The organism is Bacteriovorax sp. HI3 (genome assembly GCF_059738875.1).
This window is the reverse complement of sequence record NZ_AP026946.1, coordinates 2,644,201-2,660,854: the sequence shown is the minus strand read 5'-3', so window position 1 is coordinate 2,660,854 and position 16,654 is coordinate 2,644,201. Positions and strand designations below refer to the sequence as shown.

The 16,654-nt window shown below is 41.7% G+C and carries 18 protein-coding genes; 4 read left to right on the top strand and 14 right to left on the bottom strand.

The features are described 5' to 3' along the window. Positions 1-134 precede the first annotated feature (134 nt). The gene (gene rpmE / locus AC6JA8_RS13145; protein WP_497974203.1) at positions 135-359 is read right to left on the bottom strand and encodes a 50S ribosomal protein L31; all 225 of its coding nucleotides are present in this window, start codon (positions 357-359) and stop codon (positions 135-137) included. 117 nt (positions 360-476) lie between these two features. Then, positions 477-767 carry a hypothetical protein gene (locus tag AC6JA8_RS13140; protein ID WP_497974202.1) on the bottom strand — a complete coding sequence of 97 codons (291 nt, stop codon included), beginning with the start codon at positions 765-767 and terminating at the stop codon, positions 477-479. Between the two features lie 117 nt (positions 768-884). Between AC6JA8_RS13140 and rpmG the strand changes: the two genes are divergently transcribed. Then, positions 885-1,064: a 50S ribosomal protein L33 gene (rpmG, locus tag AC6JA8_RS13135; RefSeq protein ID WP_102244260.1), complete on the top strand. Its 180-nt coding sequence runs from the start codon at positions 885-887 to the stop codon at positions 1,062-1,064. A gap of 216 nt (positions 1,065-1,280) precedes the next feature. Continuing rightward, positions 1,281-2,660: an HD-GYP domain-containing protein gene (locus tag AC6JA8_RS13130; RefSeq protein ID WP_497974201.1), complete on the top strand. Its 1,380-nt coding sequence runs from the start codon at positions 1,281-1,283 to the stop codon at positions 2,658-2,660. Here the strand turns inward: AC6JA8_RS13130 and AC6JA8_RS13125 are convergent. Together AC6JA8_RS13125 and AC6JA8_RS13120 are read right to left on the bottom strand one after the other, a co-directional pair. Next, the gene (locus AC6JA8_RS13125) at positions 2,657-3,685 is read right to left on the bottom strand and encodes a DUF4340 domain-containing protein (protein ID WP_497974200.1); all 1,029 of its coding nucleotides are present in this window, start codon (positions 3,683-3,685) and stop codon (positions 2,657-2,659) included. The two genes, AC6JA8_RS13130 and AC6JA8_RS13125, sit on opposite strands and share 4 nt — an antisense overlap. A gap of 5 nt (positions 3,686-3,690) precedes the next feature. Next, complete coding sequence (locus AC6JA8_RS13120) at positions 3,691-4,476, bottom strand: hypothetical protein (RefSeq protein WP_497974199.1); 786 nt, start codon at positions 4,474-4,476, stop codon at positions 3,691-3,693. Positions 4,477-4,761: 285 nt separating this feature from the next. On the opposite strand from AC6JA8_RS13120, the gene AC6JA8_RS13115 reads away from it, so the two are divergent. Next, entirely contained in the window at positions 4,762-6,456 is a 1,695-nt protein-coding gene (locus tag AC6JA8_RS13115; protein ID WP_497974198.1) for a S8 family serine peptidase, read from the top strand. Between the two features lie 3 nt (positions 6,457-6,459). On the opposite strand, the gene AC6JA8_RS13110 is transcribed toward AC6JA8_RS13115, so the two are convergent. The 10 genes from AC6JA8_RS13110 to AC6JA8_RS13065 all read right to left on the bottom strand — a co-directional run bounded on the left by AC6JA8_RS13110 (position 6,460) and on the right by AC6JA8_RS13065 (position 15,577). Beyond that, the gene (locus AC6JA8_RS13110) at positions 6,460-7,857 is read right to left on the bottom strand and encodes a sensor histidine kinase (protein WP_497974197.1); all 1,398 of its coding nucleotides are present in this window, start codon (positions 7,855-7,857) and stop codon (positions 6,460-6,462) included. Beyond that, a complete protein-coding gene (locus AC6JA8_RS13105; RefSeq protein WP_497974196.1) occupies positions 7,854-8,354 on the bottom strand; it encodes a hypothetical protein in 501 nt (166 codons plus the stop codon). Before AC6JA8_RS13105 ends, AC6JA8_RS13110 begins: the two co-directional genes overlap by 4 nt. An 88-nt stretch (positions 8,355-8,442) precedes the next feature. Next, the gene (gene rpmB, locus AC6JA8_RS13100) at positions 8,443-8,676 is read right to left on the bottom strand and encodes a 50S ribosomal protein L28 (RefSeq protein ID WP_102244253.1); all 234 of its coding nucleotides are present in this window, start codon (positions 8,674-8,676) and stop codon (positions 8,443-8,445) included. A 153-nt stretch (positions 8,677-8,829) separates the two neighbouring features. Next, the gene (locus tag AC6JA8_RS13095) at positions 8,830-9,300 is read right to left on the bottom strand and encodes a 2OG-Fe(II) oxygenase (protein WP_497974195.1); all 471 of its coding nucleotides are present in this window, start codon (positions 9,298-9,300) and stop codon (positions 8,830-8,832) included. Further along, positions 9,297-10,316 (bottom strand): SPL family radical SAM protein, encoded by a 1,020-nt coding sequence (locus tag AC6JA8_RS13090; protein ID WP_497974194.1) that lies wholly within the window; start codon positions 10,314-10,316, stop codon positions 9,297-9,299. The genes AC6JA8_RS13095 and AC6JA8_RS13090 overlap by 4 nt, the downstream gene beginning before the upstream one ends. Beyond that, a complete protein-coding gene (locus AC6JA8_RS13085; protein ID WP_497974193.1) occupies positions 10,306-11,367 on the bottom strand; it encodes a 5'-methylthioadenosine/S-adenosylhomocysteine nucleosidase family protein in 1,062 nt (353 codons plus the stop codon). Before AC6JA8_RS13085 ends, AC6JA8_RS13090 begins: the two co-directional genes overlap by 11 nt. Continuing rightward, positions 11,367-12,575 (bottom strand): ABC transporter permease, encoded by a 1,209-nt coding sequence (locus AC6JA8_RS13080; protein WP_491636814.1) that lies wholly within the window; start codon positions 12,573-12,575, stop codon positions 11,367-11,369. The genes AC6JA8_RS13085 and AC6JA8_RS13080 overlap by 1 nt, the downstream gene beginning before the upstream one ends. Continuing rightward, the gene (locus AC6JA8_RS13075) at positions 12,572-13,264 is read right to left on the bottom strand and encodes an ABC transporter ATP-binding protein (protein ID WP_491636812.1); all 693 of its coding nucleotides are present in this window, start codon (positions 13,262-13,264) and stop codon (positions 12,572-12,574) included. Before AC6JA8_RS13075 ends, AC6JA8_RS13080 begins: the two co-directional genes overlap by 4 nt. Before the next feature lie 7 nt (positions 13,265-13,271). Continuing rightward, complete coding sequence (locus tag AC6JA8_RS13070; RefSeq protein WP_497974192.1) at positions 13,272-14,273, bottom strand: efflux RND transporter periplasmic adaptor subunit; 1,002 nt, start codon at positions 14,271-14,273, stop codon at positions 13,272-13,274. Continuing rightward, entirely contained in the window at positions 14,270-15,577 is a 1,308-nt protein-coding gene (locus AC6JA8_RS13065) for a TolC family protein (protein ID WP_497974191.1), read from the bottom strand. The genes AC6JA8_RS13070 and AC6JA8_RS13065 overlap by 4 nt, the downstream gene beginning before the upstream one ends. 85 nt (positions 15,578-15,662) lie before the next feature. On the opposite strand from AC6JA8_RS13065, the gene AC6JA8_RS13060 reads away from it, so the two are divergent. Beyond that, positions 15,663-16,613: an aldo/keto reductase gene (locus AC6JA8_RS13060; RefSeq protein ID WP_497974190.1), complete on the top strand. Its 951-nt coding sequence runs from the start codon at positions 15,663-15,665 to the stop codon at positions 16,611-16,613. Positions 16,614-16,654: the final 41 nt, after the last annotated feature.

The following is a 16,654-nucleotide window of genomic DNA, read 5'->3' as shown; positions in this document are numbered from 1 at the left end:
TCTCCTGATAAGAAAGTTCTCAGGAATAGAGTTGCAAGGTTGGGATGAAAGATCAAGATTAGATGGGTTAAAGAGAATGCTGTTTGTGTACAAAAGAGGCAAAAAAAAAGGGCCTCTTTCGAGGCCCTTGTGAATTACTTCTTTTTTGATGTAGCAGCGTAGTCTGTACCGAATTTCTTTTTGAATTTTTCAATTCTTCCTTCAGTATCGATTACTTTTGTCTTACCAGTATAGAACGGGTGACAAGCAGCACAGATGTCGATTTTTTCTAGTTTAATTGTAGAACCTGTTGCGTATGTAGCTCCGCAAACACAGTTAACTGTTACAGCTTCGTACTTTGGGTGAATTCCTTCTTTCATTATGGACCTCTTTTTATAGTGATCTCTGCTTTGTATACAGAATCAGGTTTTTTGTAAGCCAGTAATATGGCCAATTTATAGTGTTCCGTCAATAAGTTTCGCTGTAGTGGACTCGTCTTAGTGGGCTTCACAGCTCGAGCAGCCATCCCCAGAGGTCTTTGCTCCAGCATCTTTCATGTCCCAGTGTCCATATTTTTCATTTAGGACTTGTAGCGCTTCTTCTAGTGTTCTGTGGGCACTTTGAAAGAGCTCTGCGTAATCCTTATCAGTCATGGTGACCAGGTATTGAAACTCCACCCCTGGAAGACCTTCTTCGGTTTCAATAGGAGCGGCCCCAAGGGAGATAAACGCCCTTAGAGGATCAGAGTAATAATGCGATGATGTCCAGTTTTCGTGCGTGATATTCATAGATTTCTCGCTTTTTTAAAAAGGTTTAACAATTTTCGGTTGTCATGCCAATGCTAAACGTGTAATTTCACCTTTGTTAATTTTTTTACGTGTGATCACGTTTTGCTGGAGGCAGTTGTGGCTAAAAAAGGTCCTAGAGTTATCGTAACACTTGAGTGTACTGAAGCTAGAAAAGAAGGAAAATCTCCTTCAAGATATACTACTACAAAAAACAAGAAGACGACACCTGACCGTCTAGAACTTAAGAAATACAATCCATTTCTAAGACGTCACACTCTTCATAAAGAAATTAAGTAGTACTTTAGTATCCTAAACAAGATCTAATCAAATACTCTAACTCACCGGAAAGACTTGTCTTTTCGGTGAGTTTTTTTCTTTAGTTTTTCCTCTAAAAAACCGATAAATCCGAGTAGGTAACGCGTTTTTTGAGGTTCAACCTTGGCTTTAAAACTTCTCATTGTCGACCCTGACGAGGCTTGGAACTCCAAGTCAAAAGCCTATTTCATTGAACAAATGTACGAAGTCACCACCGTCGTAAATGGTAAAGAAGCTCAGCTTGCCATGTACAACGACAAGTTTTTCGCCGTCATCATGAACTATGCAACCGAGAATCACTCGTGCATGCAGGTTCTCAAATTCATCAAAACTAATTATACAAGCCAGCGCGTGATCATTGTTATCAACGACCGACAGCTTATTGATAATGGTGTGATCACTGAAGAAAAACTTTTAAAGCTGGGAGTGACGGAAGTTGCTGTCAGGCCTTTTGATGTTCCTTACTTAAAAGAGCTGCTTGAAGGTCACCAGTCTCTTTCTGATTTAATGTCTTCTGTTCCAAAGAAAGAAGGGGTGAGTGAAGAGAAAGAAGTGTCGATGACTGATGAGAGTTTTTCAAAAATCAGAATCGATGAATTCTATTCTGCTCAGGCCGTGCTCTTTGATATTTATATTAAACTCTCAGATAATAAGTATCTTAAGATTTTGCATACAGGAGATACGTTCTCAAAAGAGCGCCTGGATAAATATAAAAATGAGAAGAAAGTTGAGTCGCTTTATTTTCACAATAACGACCGCAGAAAATTTATTCAGTACAACAACTTCTTAACTAAAAAATTAATCGATAACAAAAACGTTCCTGCCTACAATAAAGTAAACGTTTTAAAAAACGTTACTGAAAAATACATCGAAGAGGCCTTCACTGTTGGGATCAAACCTCAGGTTATTGAGCAAGGAAAAGAAGTCTGTGAGAACGTCTTCCAACTGGTAGAGTCTCAGTCAGACCTTTATAACGTTCTTCGTTCGTATCAAAATTTTGATCCGACAGCATACTCTCACGCGTTCCTGGTGACACTTTATACGACAGCTATCATTAAGCAATTCGAATGGCAGTCAAAGGCCACGATTGAAACAGCGGCCATGGCCTGTATGTTTCACGATATCGGAAAGACGAAGCTGCCTCCAGAGTTTGTCGGGCTTAGCACGAAAGATATGACCCCTGAGCAATTTGAGGTTTATAAGAAGCACCCTGAGTTAGGTTTTGAGATCGTAGAGAACATCAGAACGCTTAATAACTCGGTTAAGCAGATTATTCTTCAGCACCATGAAGCCTTTGATGGAACTGGTTTTCCATTTGGAAAGAAGGGAAGCAAGGTTTTAACACTCGCTAATATTGTCTGCCTGGCAGACGACTTCGTACATATTATGATCGATCACAAGCTTCAGCCAACTGAGGCCTTAAAGAAGATCCTAATGAATAAAGAAGGGGTCAAGCGCTACAATTCAATCCTGATTGAGAAGTTTATTAAGGTCTTCGTAGACCCTGATAAAATCAACAAAGACACGGTTCTTCCTTCGAACTCAAGAATTGTGAACGGGTCTAAAAAAGCTTCTTAATTTTTTGGAGCAGATTCTAAACTCTTTAAGCTGTCATTCTTAAGCTCAAAAAGATTATGGGCGTCTTTTTTTATGACGTAGACAATAGGTGCATGGTTTTCGATGATCAGGAAATGCCCTTCGTCTTTTAAGTCCATATCGGGAAGTGATTTTGTGACATCACTGATCTGATAAATGTATTCTTCTTTTTTGTCTTCTGCCATCACTTCCAGTTTGATTAAGTGAGTGGGAGGCGACATAAGTTTTTGAACGGCCTTCTTTTGGGAATCAGTTGGCTCTTCGATAACATGCGAGCTCTTAAGCTTAATGAAATCATCCAGCATATCTTCTAAACGAGTGGCATCCAGTACTTTTTCTTCAGCATTTACCCAAACGTTGTCCTTTTTATGGACTTCGAATTGTGGAGTGTTTGAACCTTGTTTAAAGAGCTTGAAGCTAGTGATGGCCTTGACATCAACATCAAAGACGTTCGATTCAATCAAGTCTGCAAGCGTGATATTTTCCAGAGAGATTGAAGGAGCTTCAACGTGATAGATTCCAGTTTTTCCCGAGATCTTCAGGTAAGTCGAGTTATCAATCGTGTTCATAATCCCTACACTCAGGATGATGCTTTTTTGACCATCATCAGTCAGAGTCAGGATGGCCGTAGGCTTATCCAGAGAGAAGTTTGAATTGTTGGCCGGGTCATCGATTAAAAGCTTTTTTGTCTTAATCGTATTTAAAGAAGAAAAAAGCTTTTCAATAAAAAGTGAGCTGGTAGAAATGTCTTTCGGGCTGGTCATGTGCCATGGAGTTCCGGGCTCAGTTCCAACGCGCTCAAAAGTATATTCACCCGATTTGTTTTTTAAAGAGAGGTGAGTGACCGTCTCTAGTTCTTTATTATTAAAAACCAGCGACTGTTCAATAAATTCGTTGTGAGTTTTAACCGGAGTTTTTAGAAGATCAGATAGGAAAGCGGTAGCTCCAACTAAAAGCAGGAAAGCGACCAGGACAATATTAGAAAGCCATTTCTTTTTATGAAGCATGGAAATTATAGTCCCAGGTCGTCCAAGTCATTAAAGTCCCCATCTCCTCCGTCTTCTTCAACAGCAGCGGCCTTTTTAACCACTTTAGAGACGTCAGGCTCAATGGACTGAATAAATTGTCTAAGAAGGGCGCGCTCTCCTTCCTTAAGAAAGTTGAACTTAACCAGCATTCTGTGTGTATAGTTATTTTGGCTGATGATTCGGCTCTTGATATTAAATGGACGGCAGTAGATGACGTCGGCATTAATAATAAAAGTTTTTGGAATACAAAACTGAATCACGATAGACTGACCTTCAGTAAAGGCCTTATTAGAAAAGAAAAACATTTTATCCATGCTGATTTCAGACAGGATCGTTTTTCCTTTCGAGATTTTATCATCAGAAAGATTAACCGGAGCTTCAATTCCGATTGTGATCACGTTGCCATCGACTGTCGTTGCCGGGGCAGGGGACTCACCATTCATAGAGACAACATTATCTGCACTTTCTTCTGTCGAAGCTTCTTCGGCTTCTGGATTTTCCATTGCAGCGGCCATGGCCTTCGCCATTTCATCTTCACCATCAGCAGGGAGATCGTCGCCTGACTTTAACTGAACAACATTGTCAGGTAATGCCATCTTTTTTGTGTATTCATCTCTGAGTTCTTTGATTTTTTCTTCCATTGATTCTGGAAGGAGTTCGCCGGCATCAATCTTTGCTTGGATGCGCGACTCAATCTCATCTCTAAGAGACCAGATTTTAAGGGAGATTTTCTTGATCAATACAGGGTCAGAAGAACTGTTGTGTATCATTTCTGCCCCTCCTGGGCAGTAACCCTTACGGGCCGGCGAAGCCGCCGACAAAACATCATCGTGATGTTTTGTTCATATGTAGGCATTATCACCTTATCCTGTAAAAAAAGATAGATGGCCGTTTTTCGGAAAAAAATACCTTTGAAAAAAAGTCTGTGCAAAATGACACCATCGCATAAGCTTGTTTATAGACCACATTTCTTTAAAGAAGTTTGATTCAAATGTTCAGGTAATGATTCTGACAAATGATGACGGATCTACAATTGCTCCAAGGAGGGAGAAGTTATGAAGAAGATGCTATTAGGTTTATCTACTCTGGCATTAGCGACAGGAGTGTCTGCTACAGAAGCTAAACACGTACCGGGGGAAATCGTTGTTAAGTTTAAGGCGGGAAAAAGTAAAAACTTTTTATCTGCTAAGACTCTTTCATCTTTAGGTATCCAAGGTCAAAGAGACATTAAACTTTCTTACGACACACTTTCAGTATTAAAAGTATCTGATGACAAATCAATGGAATCGGTTATTGCTACTTTAAAGAATAATCCAAACGTTGAATTTGCAGAGCCGAACTTCATCTACTCAGTTAATCCAATTAAAGAAGCGAACGTAGTAAGTAAAAAACTTCTTAAATCTCCATTCACTGATTTTACGGCTGCGACACCAGACGATCCTAGTTTCGGAAAGCTTTGGGGTCTAAGAAACACTGGTTCAAATGAGCCAAACGGATCGGCCGGAGTAGAAGGAGCGGACGTTAATGCTCTTAAAGCTTGGGATATCACAAAAGGATCAAGAGCGGTGAGAATCGCTGTTATCGATACAGGGGTTGATTACACTCACCCTGATCTAAAAGCTAATATGTGGGTAAACACAAAAGAAATCCCAGGCAACGGAATTGATGATGATGGCAACGGATTCATTGATGACGTTTATGGATATGACTTTGCTAACAATGATTCAAACCCAATGGACGGAAACGGACACGGGACTCACTGTTCAGGAACGATCGGTGCTGTTCACGACAACAAAATCGGAGTTTCAGGTGTAATGTCTGAAGTTCAGATCATGGCCGTTAAATTCTTAGGTGATGATGGATCAGGATCTCTTGAAGGCGCAATTAAAGCGATCGATTACGCTACAATGATGAACGTAGACCTAATGAGTAACTCTTGGGGTGGAGGAGGACGCTCAGAAGCTCTTCTAGAAGCAATTAAGAGAGCATCTGATAAAGGAATCATCTTCACAGCTGCAGCTGGAAACAGCTCATCTAACAACGATTCATCTCCTTCGTACCCAGCTTCATACGACACTCCAAACATGGTGTCAGTTGCTGCAACAACAGCACAAAACGGTCTGGCATCATTTTCTTCATACGGAAGAAACTCAGTTCATATCGCAGCTCCAGGACACAACATCCTTTCTACTGTAAACGGTGGTGGGTATGATGTTTACTCTGGAACTTCAATGGCCACTCCGCACGTTTCAGGGGTTCTAGGTCTTCTACTTGCTAAAGAAGGAAGAATGCCTCACTCAGTAATGCGTGAGCGCCTGACTATGACAAGTGTTCCGGTAACTGCTCTAAGAGGGAAAACTCAAACAGCGGGAAGAATCGATGCTTACAACCTTCTAACTGACGTAAGACCAGAAAGAAGCGGGCCAAAGAACGATGCATGGAAGAAAAAAGCTCTTGAATCATCTCTAGAGTCTGATCACCCATACGCAGACAACATGAACCTTTCTAAAACAATTACTGTTCCAGGTGCAAAATACATCAGAGTAAAAGTAGCTAAGTACGATCTTGAGCAAGGATACGATTACTTAAGAATCGCTGACGGAGCTGGAAACACTGTAGAGAAAGTAACAGGTGCAGGAACTAACTACACAACTGATTACATCGAAGGAAACACTGTAACAATTAACTTCGTTACAGACCGTTCAATGACTAAATGGGGTTACTTAATTCAAGAAATTGAAGTTCAGTAATTATTAAGAAAGAATTGATGAATTATCGGGCCCGCGATCTTCGCGGGCCTTTTTATTTTGGAAAGTTAAAATAAACTGAGTGTGAGTTGACAGGCGGTTGTAATGAAGGTCTCCACCGTGCTCGCGCATGATTTTTTTAGAGATAGAAAGTCCAAGCCCTGTTCCTTCAGCAGAACCTTTGGTCGAATAAAATGGATCGAAGATGCTCTCCACGTGGTCCTCATGGATACCCAGACCACTATCAGTCACTGAAATCTCAATTCTTTCCGGTGTAATGACACTTTCAAGCTTGATCCAGGGATTGATTGTTCCTCGAATGGCGTCAGTGGAGTTATTAATCAGGTTTGTGAGCACCTGAACAATCTGGATTCTTCTGGCAAGAATTTTGGTATTATCTGGAAAGCTGCCAATTTTAAAATCAATTTTCTCATCGTTAATCTTTTGGCTTACCAGGTCCTGAACTTCTTCATAGATGGTTGAGAGTTCGAAATATTCAAAGACATCATTTTCTCCGCTTTTTGACATCGTTTTAAAGCTTTTAATAATGCCCTGGATGCGTTGAGAGTTGCGTTTGATGATCTCAATGTTTTTAAGAGACTTGTCGCTGGTTTGTCCTTGGGAAAGAAGCTCATTGTGAAGAATACGCAGCCTTCCATCAATAACCATTAAAGGAGAGTTAATTTCGTGAGCGAGCTCAGCACTCATCATCCCCAAAGTCGAAAGGCGAGTCTGAAGGACTAATCTTTCGTGTTGAATATTAATTTTTTTATTCAGACGGTATTTCACGATCGTGAAATAAATAAGCACTAACTGAATCACCACAAAACAAAGGGTCAACCCGTAAAAAATATGCAAGTTTCGTTCTTTAACTTTTGAAAAAGCGTGAAGCTTCATGGCCTCATCCACCCAGAGGGAGCTCTCCTCTTCGTGCATACTAGCAATAAGAGTTGTCGTCTTTTCAATCACCGAGTGTAAAAGCGCTTTATTTTCCAGGGGGCGTTCGTTTGCAAAAATCTGATCATAGAGATCTGTCAGTTCAGTGAACTGTTTTTCAAAAGCATTTGAAACACGCACTGTTTTATTTAAGCTTTGTTCAGATAAGAGAAGGTGATAGTTAGATTTGGCGCCAAGGATCTGGTCTTCGGCGGTAGAAATCAGCTCAGGGTCTTTATGCTCTAGCCCCAGAAGAATATCTGCGCGTGAATGGTTAAGACCGTTAATAGACTTGAGAATAAGCCTCGACTGGAAGTGAGTCCTGAAGGTGTCATCCTGAATGGCCGCATTCTCGCTCGTGCTCTTGTAACCTAAAATGATAAAGACGATAAAAATAATCGTCATGATCAGGTTTAAGAGCACTCCCGTGATGATGGAGTTGCGGTTAAAGTCGTTGAGCTTAATCATTTTTTTGAAAACTCAAGAGACTTCACCTGCCATACCCAATAAATACCAATTTTAAGTAATAAGTCTTTATGAATGATTCCATCAACAGGAGCAATAATCCTGCCCGGCCCCATGCGGTCTACAGTTAAGTAGCCTTTGTCATCTTTGTAACTCATAAAAAGATTAGCGCTAGTGATGTCTGCTTTAGGAATGTCGACTTTGTAACCATCAATGGCCACAACTTTTAAAGTTTTAAAATCTGGTTTTGCATAGGCCTTTACTAATTCATGTAAGTAAAACCCGTAGAAAACAGTTTTGATATTTTTATTGTAGGGATCAAAAATCGTGACTGATTCAGGCTTTTTAAATGCCTCCATGTCTTTAACAGAAATGGCCTTAGGAGCTGAGGGAAGAAGCTCTCCCATGAGATTAATTTTTTGTCTTGGAACTCCATCTTTGGCAAAAAGAGAAGTGGCGATGGCGAGAGAGGTAAGTAAGACTAGCATTAGTTTTTTCATGAACATCTCCTAAATTGAAGACAACTAATACCCAAAAAAAAGGCTTCCGTAAAAGGAAGCCTTCTTTATTTTAAATTTTTTTAATTTATTATTCGAAAAGGTGAGCGTTTTTCTTAACGTACTTAGTGATTGAACCAACTTTATCAAGAGTACGGATCGCTGCTGAAGAAAGCTTTAGACGAACAACTGAACCAGTCGCTGGATCGAAAACTTTTTTAGTATGTAGGTTAACTTGTTTCTTAGTTTTTGTTTTGTTGTTAGCGTGAGAAACTTTGTTGGCAAGTAGTCTTCTCTTTCCTGTTAAATCACATGTGCGTGCCATAAAAAATCCTTTATTAAAGATAGTAGTTATTTATTAAATTCTTAAAAAGAGTCAAAAAGATAACTCAATAGGGGCAAAATGACAAGAAGCTTTCGATAGTCATTTATTTTACTCTGCGTGTTGGCCGGTTTTGTGCCCCTTGCTGCCCTTCGTCTAAGAGCACCATCCAGCGATGACCACTCTTTTTCCCTCAGTAACCGCACTTACCATGTGCTCAAATCCATAAATTCCTGTTTTGAAGATCAGGATCGTCCCCATTGGACGGGTGGCGATTTTTTGGTAGTCCGAGGCCCCTTTGGGCCTAAATCTCAGCTCACCACCCACTGTTTGGGCGTGGTTTTGGGTAAGGGAGAGGGAAAAACCCAGGATGCGGGAGCCGTCGTCGTGCCAGATTCCGTCTTCGTCCTCCGGAGCACTCCTGATGGCAATAATATGTTCGATGCTCTCAAAGTCTAATAGCGGTTTTAAGAAGTCGAAGAGGACTCCGCCTGGTTTCTCAGCTTCTAGAAAGTACTGATCGAGCTCGCGCCAGTTTTCGGCCTTTAGGTGAGTGATGATTTCCTCAGTTAAAGGGAATTGTCTTTCAATGATATGGCCGGTTTCGAGTTCCTGGTCTTTAATCATTCGTCTTCCATGCACTCGTAGATTTTTTCTACCGGAACTCCGGCCTCAACTAGGAGGGATTTTACTTTTCCAAGAATCCACATTCTGGTCGGGCGGTTGTAGCGGATTTTGTTATCGAAGCTTTTTACAAAGTCATCGACTAAAAAATCAGAGTCCGGATAATTTTTCATAACCTGATGGTAAACGTTTTTTGTAAAACGAACCACGCCGATAGAAATATAACGGATGGCCTCAGGAGGAAGTGCGAGAGAGAGCTGATGAATAAGATCAGTATAAGATTCTTCTAACTTGTCATCGTAAATAATCGGGTCGAAGTGAATCCCGATAGGAAAACCGCGCTCATGTAAATCGCGGATGGCCTGAAGCCTTGCTTTTAGCCCTGGCGTTTTAAGATCGTTCATCTTGGCCCTGTGTTCAGGGGCAAGGGAGAAACTCACCACGATATTTTCTGATGGAGGAAGCTTGATGAGCTCTTTAATATTGACTGATTTGGTTCTCAGTTCCAGGTAAGCATTAGGTAAATTTTTAAAGAGATTAAAGTAGTGGGGAAGTTCACCGGTTAAATGAGTGAGGGCCAGTGAATCGCTGTATTCTCCGGCGTGAAACCAGATTTTTTCTCCCGGATGATTTCTTTCGTGTTCGTCTGCTAAACGTTTAATTTCGTCGCCGATTTCCTGGTGATTAAGAAAGATCACGATGTCAGGAGACTGAAAATAGCCCTGGAGATAGCAGTAGTTGCACTCGTAAATGCAATTGTAAGCGTGAACGAAATAGTAGTGAGGCTCACCTGATAATCCATAAGCTGGAGGAGCGGGTTTGACGAGTTGCCCTTTTTTTTCACCGATAAATAAATTGAGATTGGTGCGCTTTTGCAGGTAAGGTTTTTTTACCCTGCCAAAAACATCTTCAACTTTTTTGATGAATTTAAATTCACTCTCGGGAAATCTCGTCTGGATTTCCTGAACTTTGGGGTGTGATTTTAAATGCTCTTCAATGAAGATTTTTTCAAACATCATCGCCTAGATTCCCCTGGAAGATTTCTTTGATCTTCTGGTAGTTAAACTGCTCTAGTGCGAGGATGAGTTTCTTTTGGTCTTTGGTATTTCTGATCTGGAAATTGAGTTGGACATAGTCCTGTTCAAGTTCCGGGTCAAAGCTCACTTGAGCGCCAGTTTCCATTAAAGGCCTTAGGTTCTGAGTGATTTTTTCTTTAATTTTTGTATTAAGTGGGTTGAGTTTTTGATCCAGCTTGATGAGTAGAAGCTTACTCAATTCTTTTGGCGTGCGCTCAAGCCCTTCTCCTTCAATAATCGTTGAAAGAGTGGCCATGATGTCATCGTCAGTCATGGTCTTTTTAATAGAAAGACCTCTAAGCACAGTGTGGAGTTTTCTCGCCTGAGAAGTGGTAAAATAAAGTTTGGGGTGAGTGAGGAGTTTATCTTCCAGCGTTTCTGCTTGAATGCTCACTATTTTTTTGACCGTCTTTTCTTCGCGTTCCAAAAAAGCGTGAAGCATTTTTTTAGACAGGGCCGGGGCCTCTTCTTTAACTAGTTTGCAGAAATCATCTGACTCAGCTTCATCGGAAATAAGTTTTAAAGCAAAGGCCGGAAGATCAAAGAGGTGAGCGGCACTCATAATCGACCATAGTTCGCGGTCAACCATGTCGGCAAAACTCGAAAGCATTTTCTTTTCTTCAAGAGTTGTCACGCGCGAGTAAGCGCTGATGCAATCAAGGCTTGAGTGCTCTGTCGTTGTAAAAGACTTAAACTCACATCTTTCAGCATTCTGAGCGTAACTCGAGCGAACCCAGGCGGTGTCGCCGATTTTAAGCTTAGGGTTTAAGCTTCCAGCGATACCGATATTGATGACTTCATCTAATTCTTCTTTGAAGTTCGCAATGACGGCCACGGTTTTTTCGCTGGCCTCTTTAAGTCCCTCTCCAGTGATGAGTAGGTAGTAGTTTTTCGTCTTAAAAAGACCGTTAAAATAGAATTCAACCGGGGCAAAATCCCATTGATTGAAGAAGGCCTGGGCCTCTCCTCTGTGAGCGAAAACTAAAAGTTTCATTATTCGTACCTTAAAGCATCAATGGTCTGGATACGAGCGGCCTTTCTTGCGGGCCAGACTCCAAAGATAAGTCCGGTGAAAAAAGAAAGGAAAAAGGCCGGAGGAATAATCCAAAACGGCGGGCGCATATCAAAGCCAGGAAAAAAGAAGAAAAGCGTATAAGTGATCACAGCAGAGATAAAAATCCCCACAAGTCCGCCTGAGACGGAAATCACCACGGCTTCAATGATAAATTGTTTTAAGATGTCACTTTGACGGGCACCTACGGCACGGCGGATACCAATCTCTCTAGTTCGCTCAGTTACCGACACCAGCATGATGTTCATGATCCCGATGCCACCAACCAGCATCGAAATGAGAGCAATGGCCCCCAGAGCGTAGGTCAGCATGTTTAAGATCGTATTCATACTCTCAAGCATGGTGACTTGAGTGATAATGGTGAAGTCTTCTTCGCCGTTGTGGCGCTCTTTTAAGATTTCTGTGATGTCTTTGACGGCATCGTTAAGACCATTTCTGGTTTTAGCGGCAGCCCTGATACCAAAGAGTCTATCAGTGTTAAAGAGCCTAAGCGCCGATTTCGTTGGAATGAAGACCATGTCATCGACGTTAAAACCCATTTTATCACCGGTAGGTTTTACAATTCCGATAACCCTGTGCTCGCTGTCGTTAACTTTGACCAGCTGACCTAAGGCCATTGATTCGCCGAAAAGGTTTTTCTTAACGTTGTATCCTAAAACGACGACGCGTTTTCCGGATTCATCATCTTCTTTACTGATGTAGTTTCCTTGAATGATGACCATGTTAAAGATTTTAATGAACTGGTCATTTGAACCAAGAATATTGATGTTGTTTGTCCCTTGTTCGGTTTTAACCACACCGGCACCAAACATGACACCCGAGACGGCCGAAAGGGAAGTAGCGTATCTTTGCAGGGCCTCAACGTCGCTTAGAAGAAGCTTACCCTTACTAGACGAGACAGGAGGTCCCATCGTGGATTCTTTATCAGTGCGTCCGGGCTGAAGCATAATCATGTTCGTCCCAAGACTTTCGAATTCGTTGGTAATGTAGCGTTTTGCTCCCGTCCCAACAGAGACGAGAAGAATCACAGCGCTTACCCCGATAATCATTCCGAGCATCGTTAGCATTGAGCGGAGTTTGTTTTCCACTAAGGCTTCAAAAGAGTTGATGACAATTTTTTTCATGATCATACGGACTCCTCACGGATTTTTCCATCTGACATGCGCAGGACGCGTTTACATCTACGGGCCACGTTGTTGTCGTGAGTAACAATGATAACCGTTACACCTTGTTTATTGAGCTCTTCAAAAAGGTTTAAAATTTCTTCAGACGTTTTTGAGTCCAGTGCTCCTGTAGGCTCATCGGCCAGCAGAATTTTTGGATTGTTAACCAGCGCTCTGGCAATGGCCACACGCTGGCGTTGCCCTCCTGAGAGTTCATTGGGAAGGTGGTGCACGCGTGAAGCGAGTCCGACCTTATCCAGAGTCTGCAGGGCCATTTCTCTGATTTTGGCATCAGTCAGGTCTTTATTGTAGGCCGAAGCATACTGCATTGGCATTTCAACATTTTTTAAGGCAGAAGCTTTGGGCAGAAGGTGGAAGCTTTGGAAAACGAAGCCGATCTTTTGATTGCGGTAATGAGAAAGCTCATCATCGTTCATCTCAGTTGTGTTTGTCCCATCCAGGTAGTAGGTCCCATCGCTTGGAAGGTCGAGCAGGCCAATGATATTCATCATTGTCGATTTCCCCGAGCCCGATGCACCAACGATCGAAGTGAATTCGCCTTCGTTGATTTTAATCGAAACATCATTCAGGGCATGAATCTCTTCTTCACCCATGATAAAATTCTTATGAATGTTTTTTAATTCGATAAGAGACATTTTATTCCTATAGCCAAGTCGCTTCTTTAACTTTTACTTTCATGCCGTCAGTAAGTTCAATTCCTTCAAGTGGCTTGGCCACCAGCTCGTTTGGTTTAACACCTTCAAGAATTTCTACGCGCTCGTAGTTTCCAGTTCCCACTGTCACTGGGCGTTTAACGAGCTTTGAATCTTCAATCACGAACACAGAACGGTTTTTACCGACGCCTGTTAAAACCATGGCCGGAAGAATCGTGGCGTCCTTTTTTGCTTCAACGACGATTTCTACATCAGCTGAGGCGCCGACTGGAATCAGGCTTTGGTTTTCTAAGATTTCCAGTTCGATCTGGCTTGTTCTGTCCTGGTCTTTTACCGTTGAGACGAAAGGAACAACCTTCGTCAGTCTTGCTTTGATGATTTGGTTTTTCATCGCCGGGATTTTTACGCGAGCATCTTGTCCGATCTGGATTTTTTGTAAATCCACTTCATCGATTTCACCTTTAATCAGACGAGTTTTTAAATCGATGATCTGAACGTCGATCTTTTTATCCGCCGTCGCCAGACTCGCTCCACTTTGGTAGAATTCACCAACTTTTAAATTTAAAGCAGTGATCATGCCATCAAAAGGGGCCTTGATGATTGTTTTATCTAGGTTGATTCTGGCCACTTCTCTAGCGCGGTTTACACCGTCAAGGTTGGCCACAGACACCAGTCCGTTTTTATAAAGCTCCTGGCTTCTTTCGTAATCTTTAAGAGCTTCGTTGTAGACTGCTCTCAAATCGGCGTTTTCAAGTTCTGCAATCACAGTTCCCTGACGGACTTTATCTCCGAGAGAAACGTGGATTTTTGAGATGCGCCCTGGAGTTCCAAAAGCAAGCTCTGCTTGTTGTTTAGCTTCAACTGTTCCCGAGTTCGTTGTCGTGACAGTGCTTTCAACTGTCCCTTTTCCCAACTTGATCCCAGTGACTTCAACTTTGCTTCCACAAGAAGCAAGAAGAGTAAGAACTAAAAGAAATGCGATATTTTTCATAAGCCGGCCTGCCATAGGTAATTTTGTGAAAGGGTGTAAAACTGAATCTTGTTTTGAGCAAGATTGATTTTAGAATCAAGCAGGTCATCCTGAACTTCCAGAAGTTCAAAGAGCGAGCTCTTTCCTAATTGATATGATTTTGATGTTAAACGGTAGAGCTCTTCAAATTGAGAGACGTTAAGGGTCAGTGATGACACCAGCGTTTCCAGAGCGTTGATACGAATCAGTGTCGTATTTAAGTCGTTTTCCAGTTGCTGCTTTTTTAAACCGATTGAGTATTCAATTTGTTTTTTGGCAAAGTATTTTTCAAAGTGGCTTGAAGCAAAACTTCCGCCGTTAAAAAGTGGAATCGTCAGGACTAAAGCAACAGTATGTGAGCGGGTAGGATTGTGAAGGGTCCCATCCCAGCTGTCGGCTGCATTTGTATAAGATCCCTGGATTCTTAAATCAGGGTATTCGTTTCTGGTAAAGTCTGAAAGCGCCATGCGGTTGATCTTTTCTTCCATCTGTAGACTTTGGTATTTCGGACTTGCACTTAAGTTAGGAACTTCTTTTTTAGCAGCGACAGAGCTTAGAGAGTTAATCAGCTCTAAAATCTGCTCTTCACTCAGATTGGAAACAAAGTCTAAGTCTTTTTGTTCAAGACCAGAGTATTCAACAAAACGGTTTTTCGCGTTTTGCTCTTCTTCGATATAAGAAGTCTTTTTTGATGTGAGAGAGACCAGGTTAGCATCTGAGCGAAGGACATCAATTTTTGTTTTTTGTCCCAGATCAAATCCAAGCTGAGCTTCTTTTTTTCCTGTCTCTGCTTTTTTAAGCGAGTTTTCAACCGCCGCCGTTTTATATTTGGCCAGCAGGTAGTTCAGGAAGTAAGTCGTAAATTGAATGGGGTATTCGCTTTCTTTGATCTCAACATCAATGTCACTTTTATCTTTTTCGGCAAAAGACTTTCTCGTGTTTTGAATCTGATTCAAGTTCACCAGCGACCATTCGTACTGGATGGCCCACGATGAGTTTAAAACTCCAATACCAAGGGCGCGAAGAGCGGCGTTTTTATCTTCAAAGAAATCTTTTTCTCTTTTTAAAACCAGATTGACGTTAGGAAGGTGACTTGTGAAGCGAGTGTAATTTTCTGCTTTCTTCTGCGAACGAAAGGCCCTGACTGTTTTTAACTCTGGCGAAATGTCCTTTGACTTTTCTTGCAGAGAGCGAAAGTTTTCGACGAGCGTAGTTGAATCAGCAAAAGACGACCAACTAACTAAAACAGAACTTAGGAAAAAGAAAAACCGCGGGGACATTTTCATGACGAATGCTCTCATTCCTGTACAGATTAAAATTTAGATGTTTATTATTACACCTAATAGAAAAGCTTCACAAGGATATGTTCATATGACGCAATTACTAAAAATGGTCAGTTCACTCCCAATCGCCTTCGGTGGCGCCGCTATCAGCGGAGAAGGAGGAGGTTACGGTTTTGGTGAAATCAGCGAAGGTGAATCTATTGACCTCTTACACCAGGCCTACGAGGGTGGGATCAGAATTTTTGATACGGCCCCAATCTATGGTTTTGGATTGTCAGAAGTAAGAATGGGCAAAGCATTTAAAAACATGCGCGAGAAGGTCTTCCTGGTTTCAAAATCAGGGGTGACTTGGCATGAAAATAAACGTGTTGATATGACTAATGATCCAAAGGTTGCTGAGAGAATGCTAGAGCAATCTCTGCGCGATTTAAATACGGATTTTATTGACCTGTACATGGTTCACTGGCCAGATGCCCGCGTGGATATCAGAAAGACAATGGAAGTGCTTTCTAAGGCAAAACACCAGGGGAAAATCAAGCATATCGGTTTATGCAACACTAACGTAGACGAGCTTAACAAAGCGTTTGAAATTGACCGCGTAGAAGTGGTGCAGTCAGAGTTTAACTTATTCACCAACAAGTTTGTTCAAAACGATATCTTTCCTTACTTAAAAGAGAAAAACATCAGCTTCATGAGCTGGGGAACTTTGGATAAAGGGATTATCACTGGACGCGTGGATGAGACGAGAAAAGTTTACGACAAGAGTGACTGCCGTTCATGGGCCCCATGGTGGAAAGACATGGATAACTCGGCAAAGTTCGAAGCAATGAAAAAACTTTGGCCGCTTTTAGACAAAAATCACCACACTGGTCTTGAGCTTGCTCTGGCCTACAACTTAAGCTTCCCAGAGCTATCAGTTGCCATCTGTGGTGCAAAGGGCCAGGCTCAGCTTGAATCACTCCTGAAAGCTGTGAAAAATTTACCAAAAAACGAACAGTTACAAGAGTATATCGCCCTTGCACAACCGGCGCAAAAATGATTAAAAAGACGAGCTTAAAATGCATTATCAGGAGACTTAAA

What these genes read in the sequence shown, in the direction of transcription:
- rpmE (WP_497974203.1), bottom strand. Translation starts at nt 359, where the DNA reads ATGAAAGAAGGAATTCACCCAAAGTACGAAGCTGTAACAGTTAACTGT.
- AC6JA8_RS13140 (WP_497974202.1), bottom strand. Translation starts at nt 767, where the DNA reads ATGAATATCACGCACGAAAACTGGACATCATCGCATTATTACTCTGAT.
- AC6JA8_RS13130 (WP_497974201.1), top strand. Translation starts at nt 1,281, where the DNA reads ATGTACGAAGTCACCACCGTCGTAAATGGTAAAGAAGCTCAGCTTGCC.
- AC6JA8_RS13125 (WP_497974200.1), bottom strand. Translation starts at nt 3,685, where the DNA reads ATGCTTCATAAAAAGAAATGGCTTTCTAATATTGTCCTGGTCGCTTTC.
- AC6JA8_RS13120 (WP_497974199.1), bottom strand. Translation starts at nt 4,476, where the DNA reads ATGATACACAACAGTTCTTCTGACCCTGTATTGATCAAGAAAATCTCC.
- AC6JA8_RS13115 (WP_497974198.1), top strand. Translation starts at nt 4,762, where the DNA reads ATGAAGAAGATGCTATTAGGTTTATCTACTCTGGCATTAGCGACAGGA.
- AC6JA8_RS13110 (WP_497974197.1), bottom strand. Translation starts at nt 7,857, where the DNA reads ATGATTAAGCTCAACGACTTTAACCGCAACTCCATCATCACGGGAGTG.
- AC6JA8_RS13105 (WP_497974196.1), bottom strand. Translation starts at nt 8,354, where the DNA reads ATGAAAAAACTAATGCTAGTCTTACTTACCTCTCTCGCCATCGCCACT.
- rpmB (WP_102244253.1), bottom strand. Translation starts at nt 8,676, where the DNA reads ATGGCACGCACATGTGATTTAACAGGAAAGAGAAGACTACTTGCCAAC.
- AC6JA8_RS13095 (WP_497974195.1), bottom strand. Translation starts at nt 9,300, where the DNA reads ATGATTAAAGACCAGGAACTCGAAACCGGCCATATCATTGAAAGACAA.
- AC6JA8_RS13090 (WP_497974194.1), bottom strand. Translation starts at nt 10,316, where the DNA reads ATGATGTTTGAAAAAATCTTCATTGAAGAGCATTTAAAATCACACCCC.
- AC6JA8_RS13085 (WP_497974193.1), bottom strand. Translation starts at nt 11,367, where the DNA reads ATGAAACTTTTAGTTTTCGCTCACAGAGGAGAGGCCCAGGCCTTCTTC.
- AC6JA8_RS13080 (WP_491636814.1), bottom strand. Translation starts at nt 12,575, where the DNA reads ATGATCATGAAAAAAATTGTCATCAACTCTTTTGAAGCCTTAGTGGAA.
- AC6JA8_RS13075 (WP_491636812.1), bottom strand. Translation starts at nt 13,264, where the DNA reads ATGTCTCTTATCGAATTAAAAAACATTCATAAGAATTTTATCATGGGT.
- AC6JA8_RS13070 (WP_497974192.1), bottom strand. Translation starts at nt 14,273, where the DNA reads ATGAAAAATATCGCATTTCTTTTAGTTCTTACTCTTCTTGCTTCTTGT.
- AC6JA8_RS13065 (WP_497974191.1), bottom strand. Translation starts at nt 15,577, where the DNA reads ATGAAAATGTCCCCGCGGTTTTTCTTTTTCCTAAGTTCTGTTTTAGTT.
- AC6JA8_RS13060 (WP_497974190.1), top strand. Translation starts at nt 15,663, where the DNA reads ATGACGCAATTACTAAAAATGGTCAGTTCACTCCCAATCGCCTTCGGT.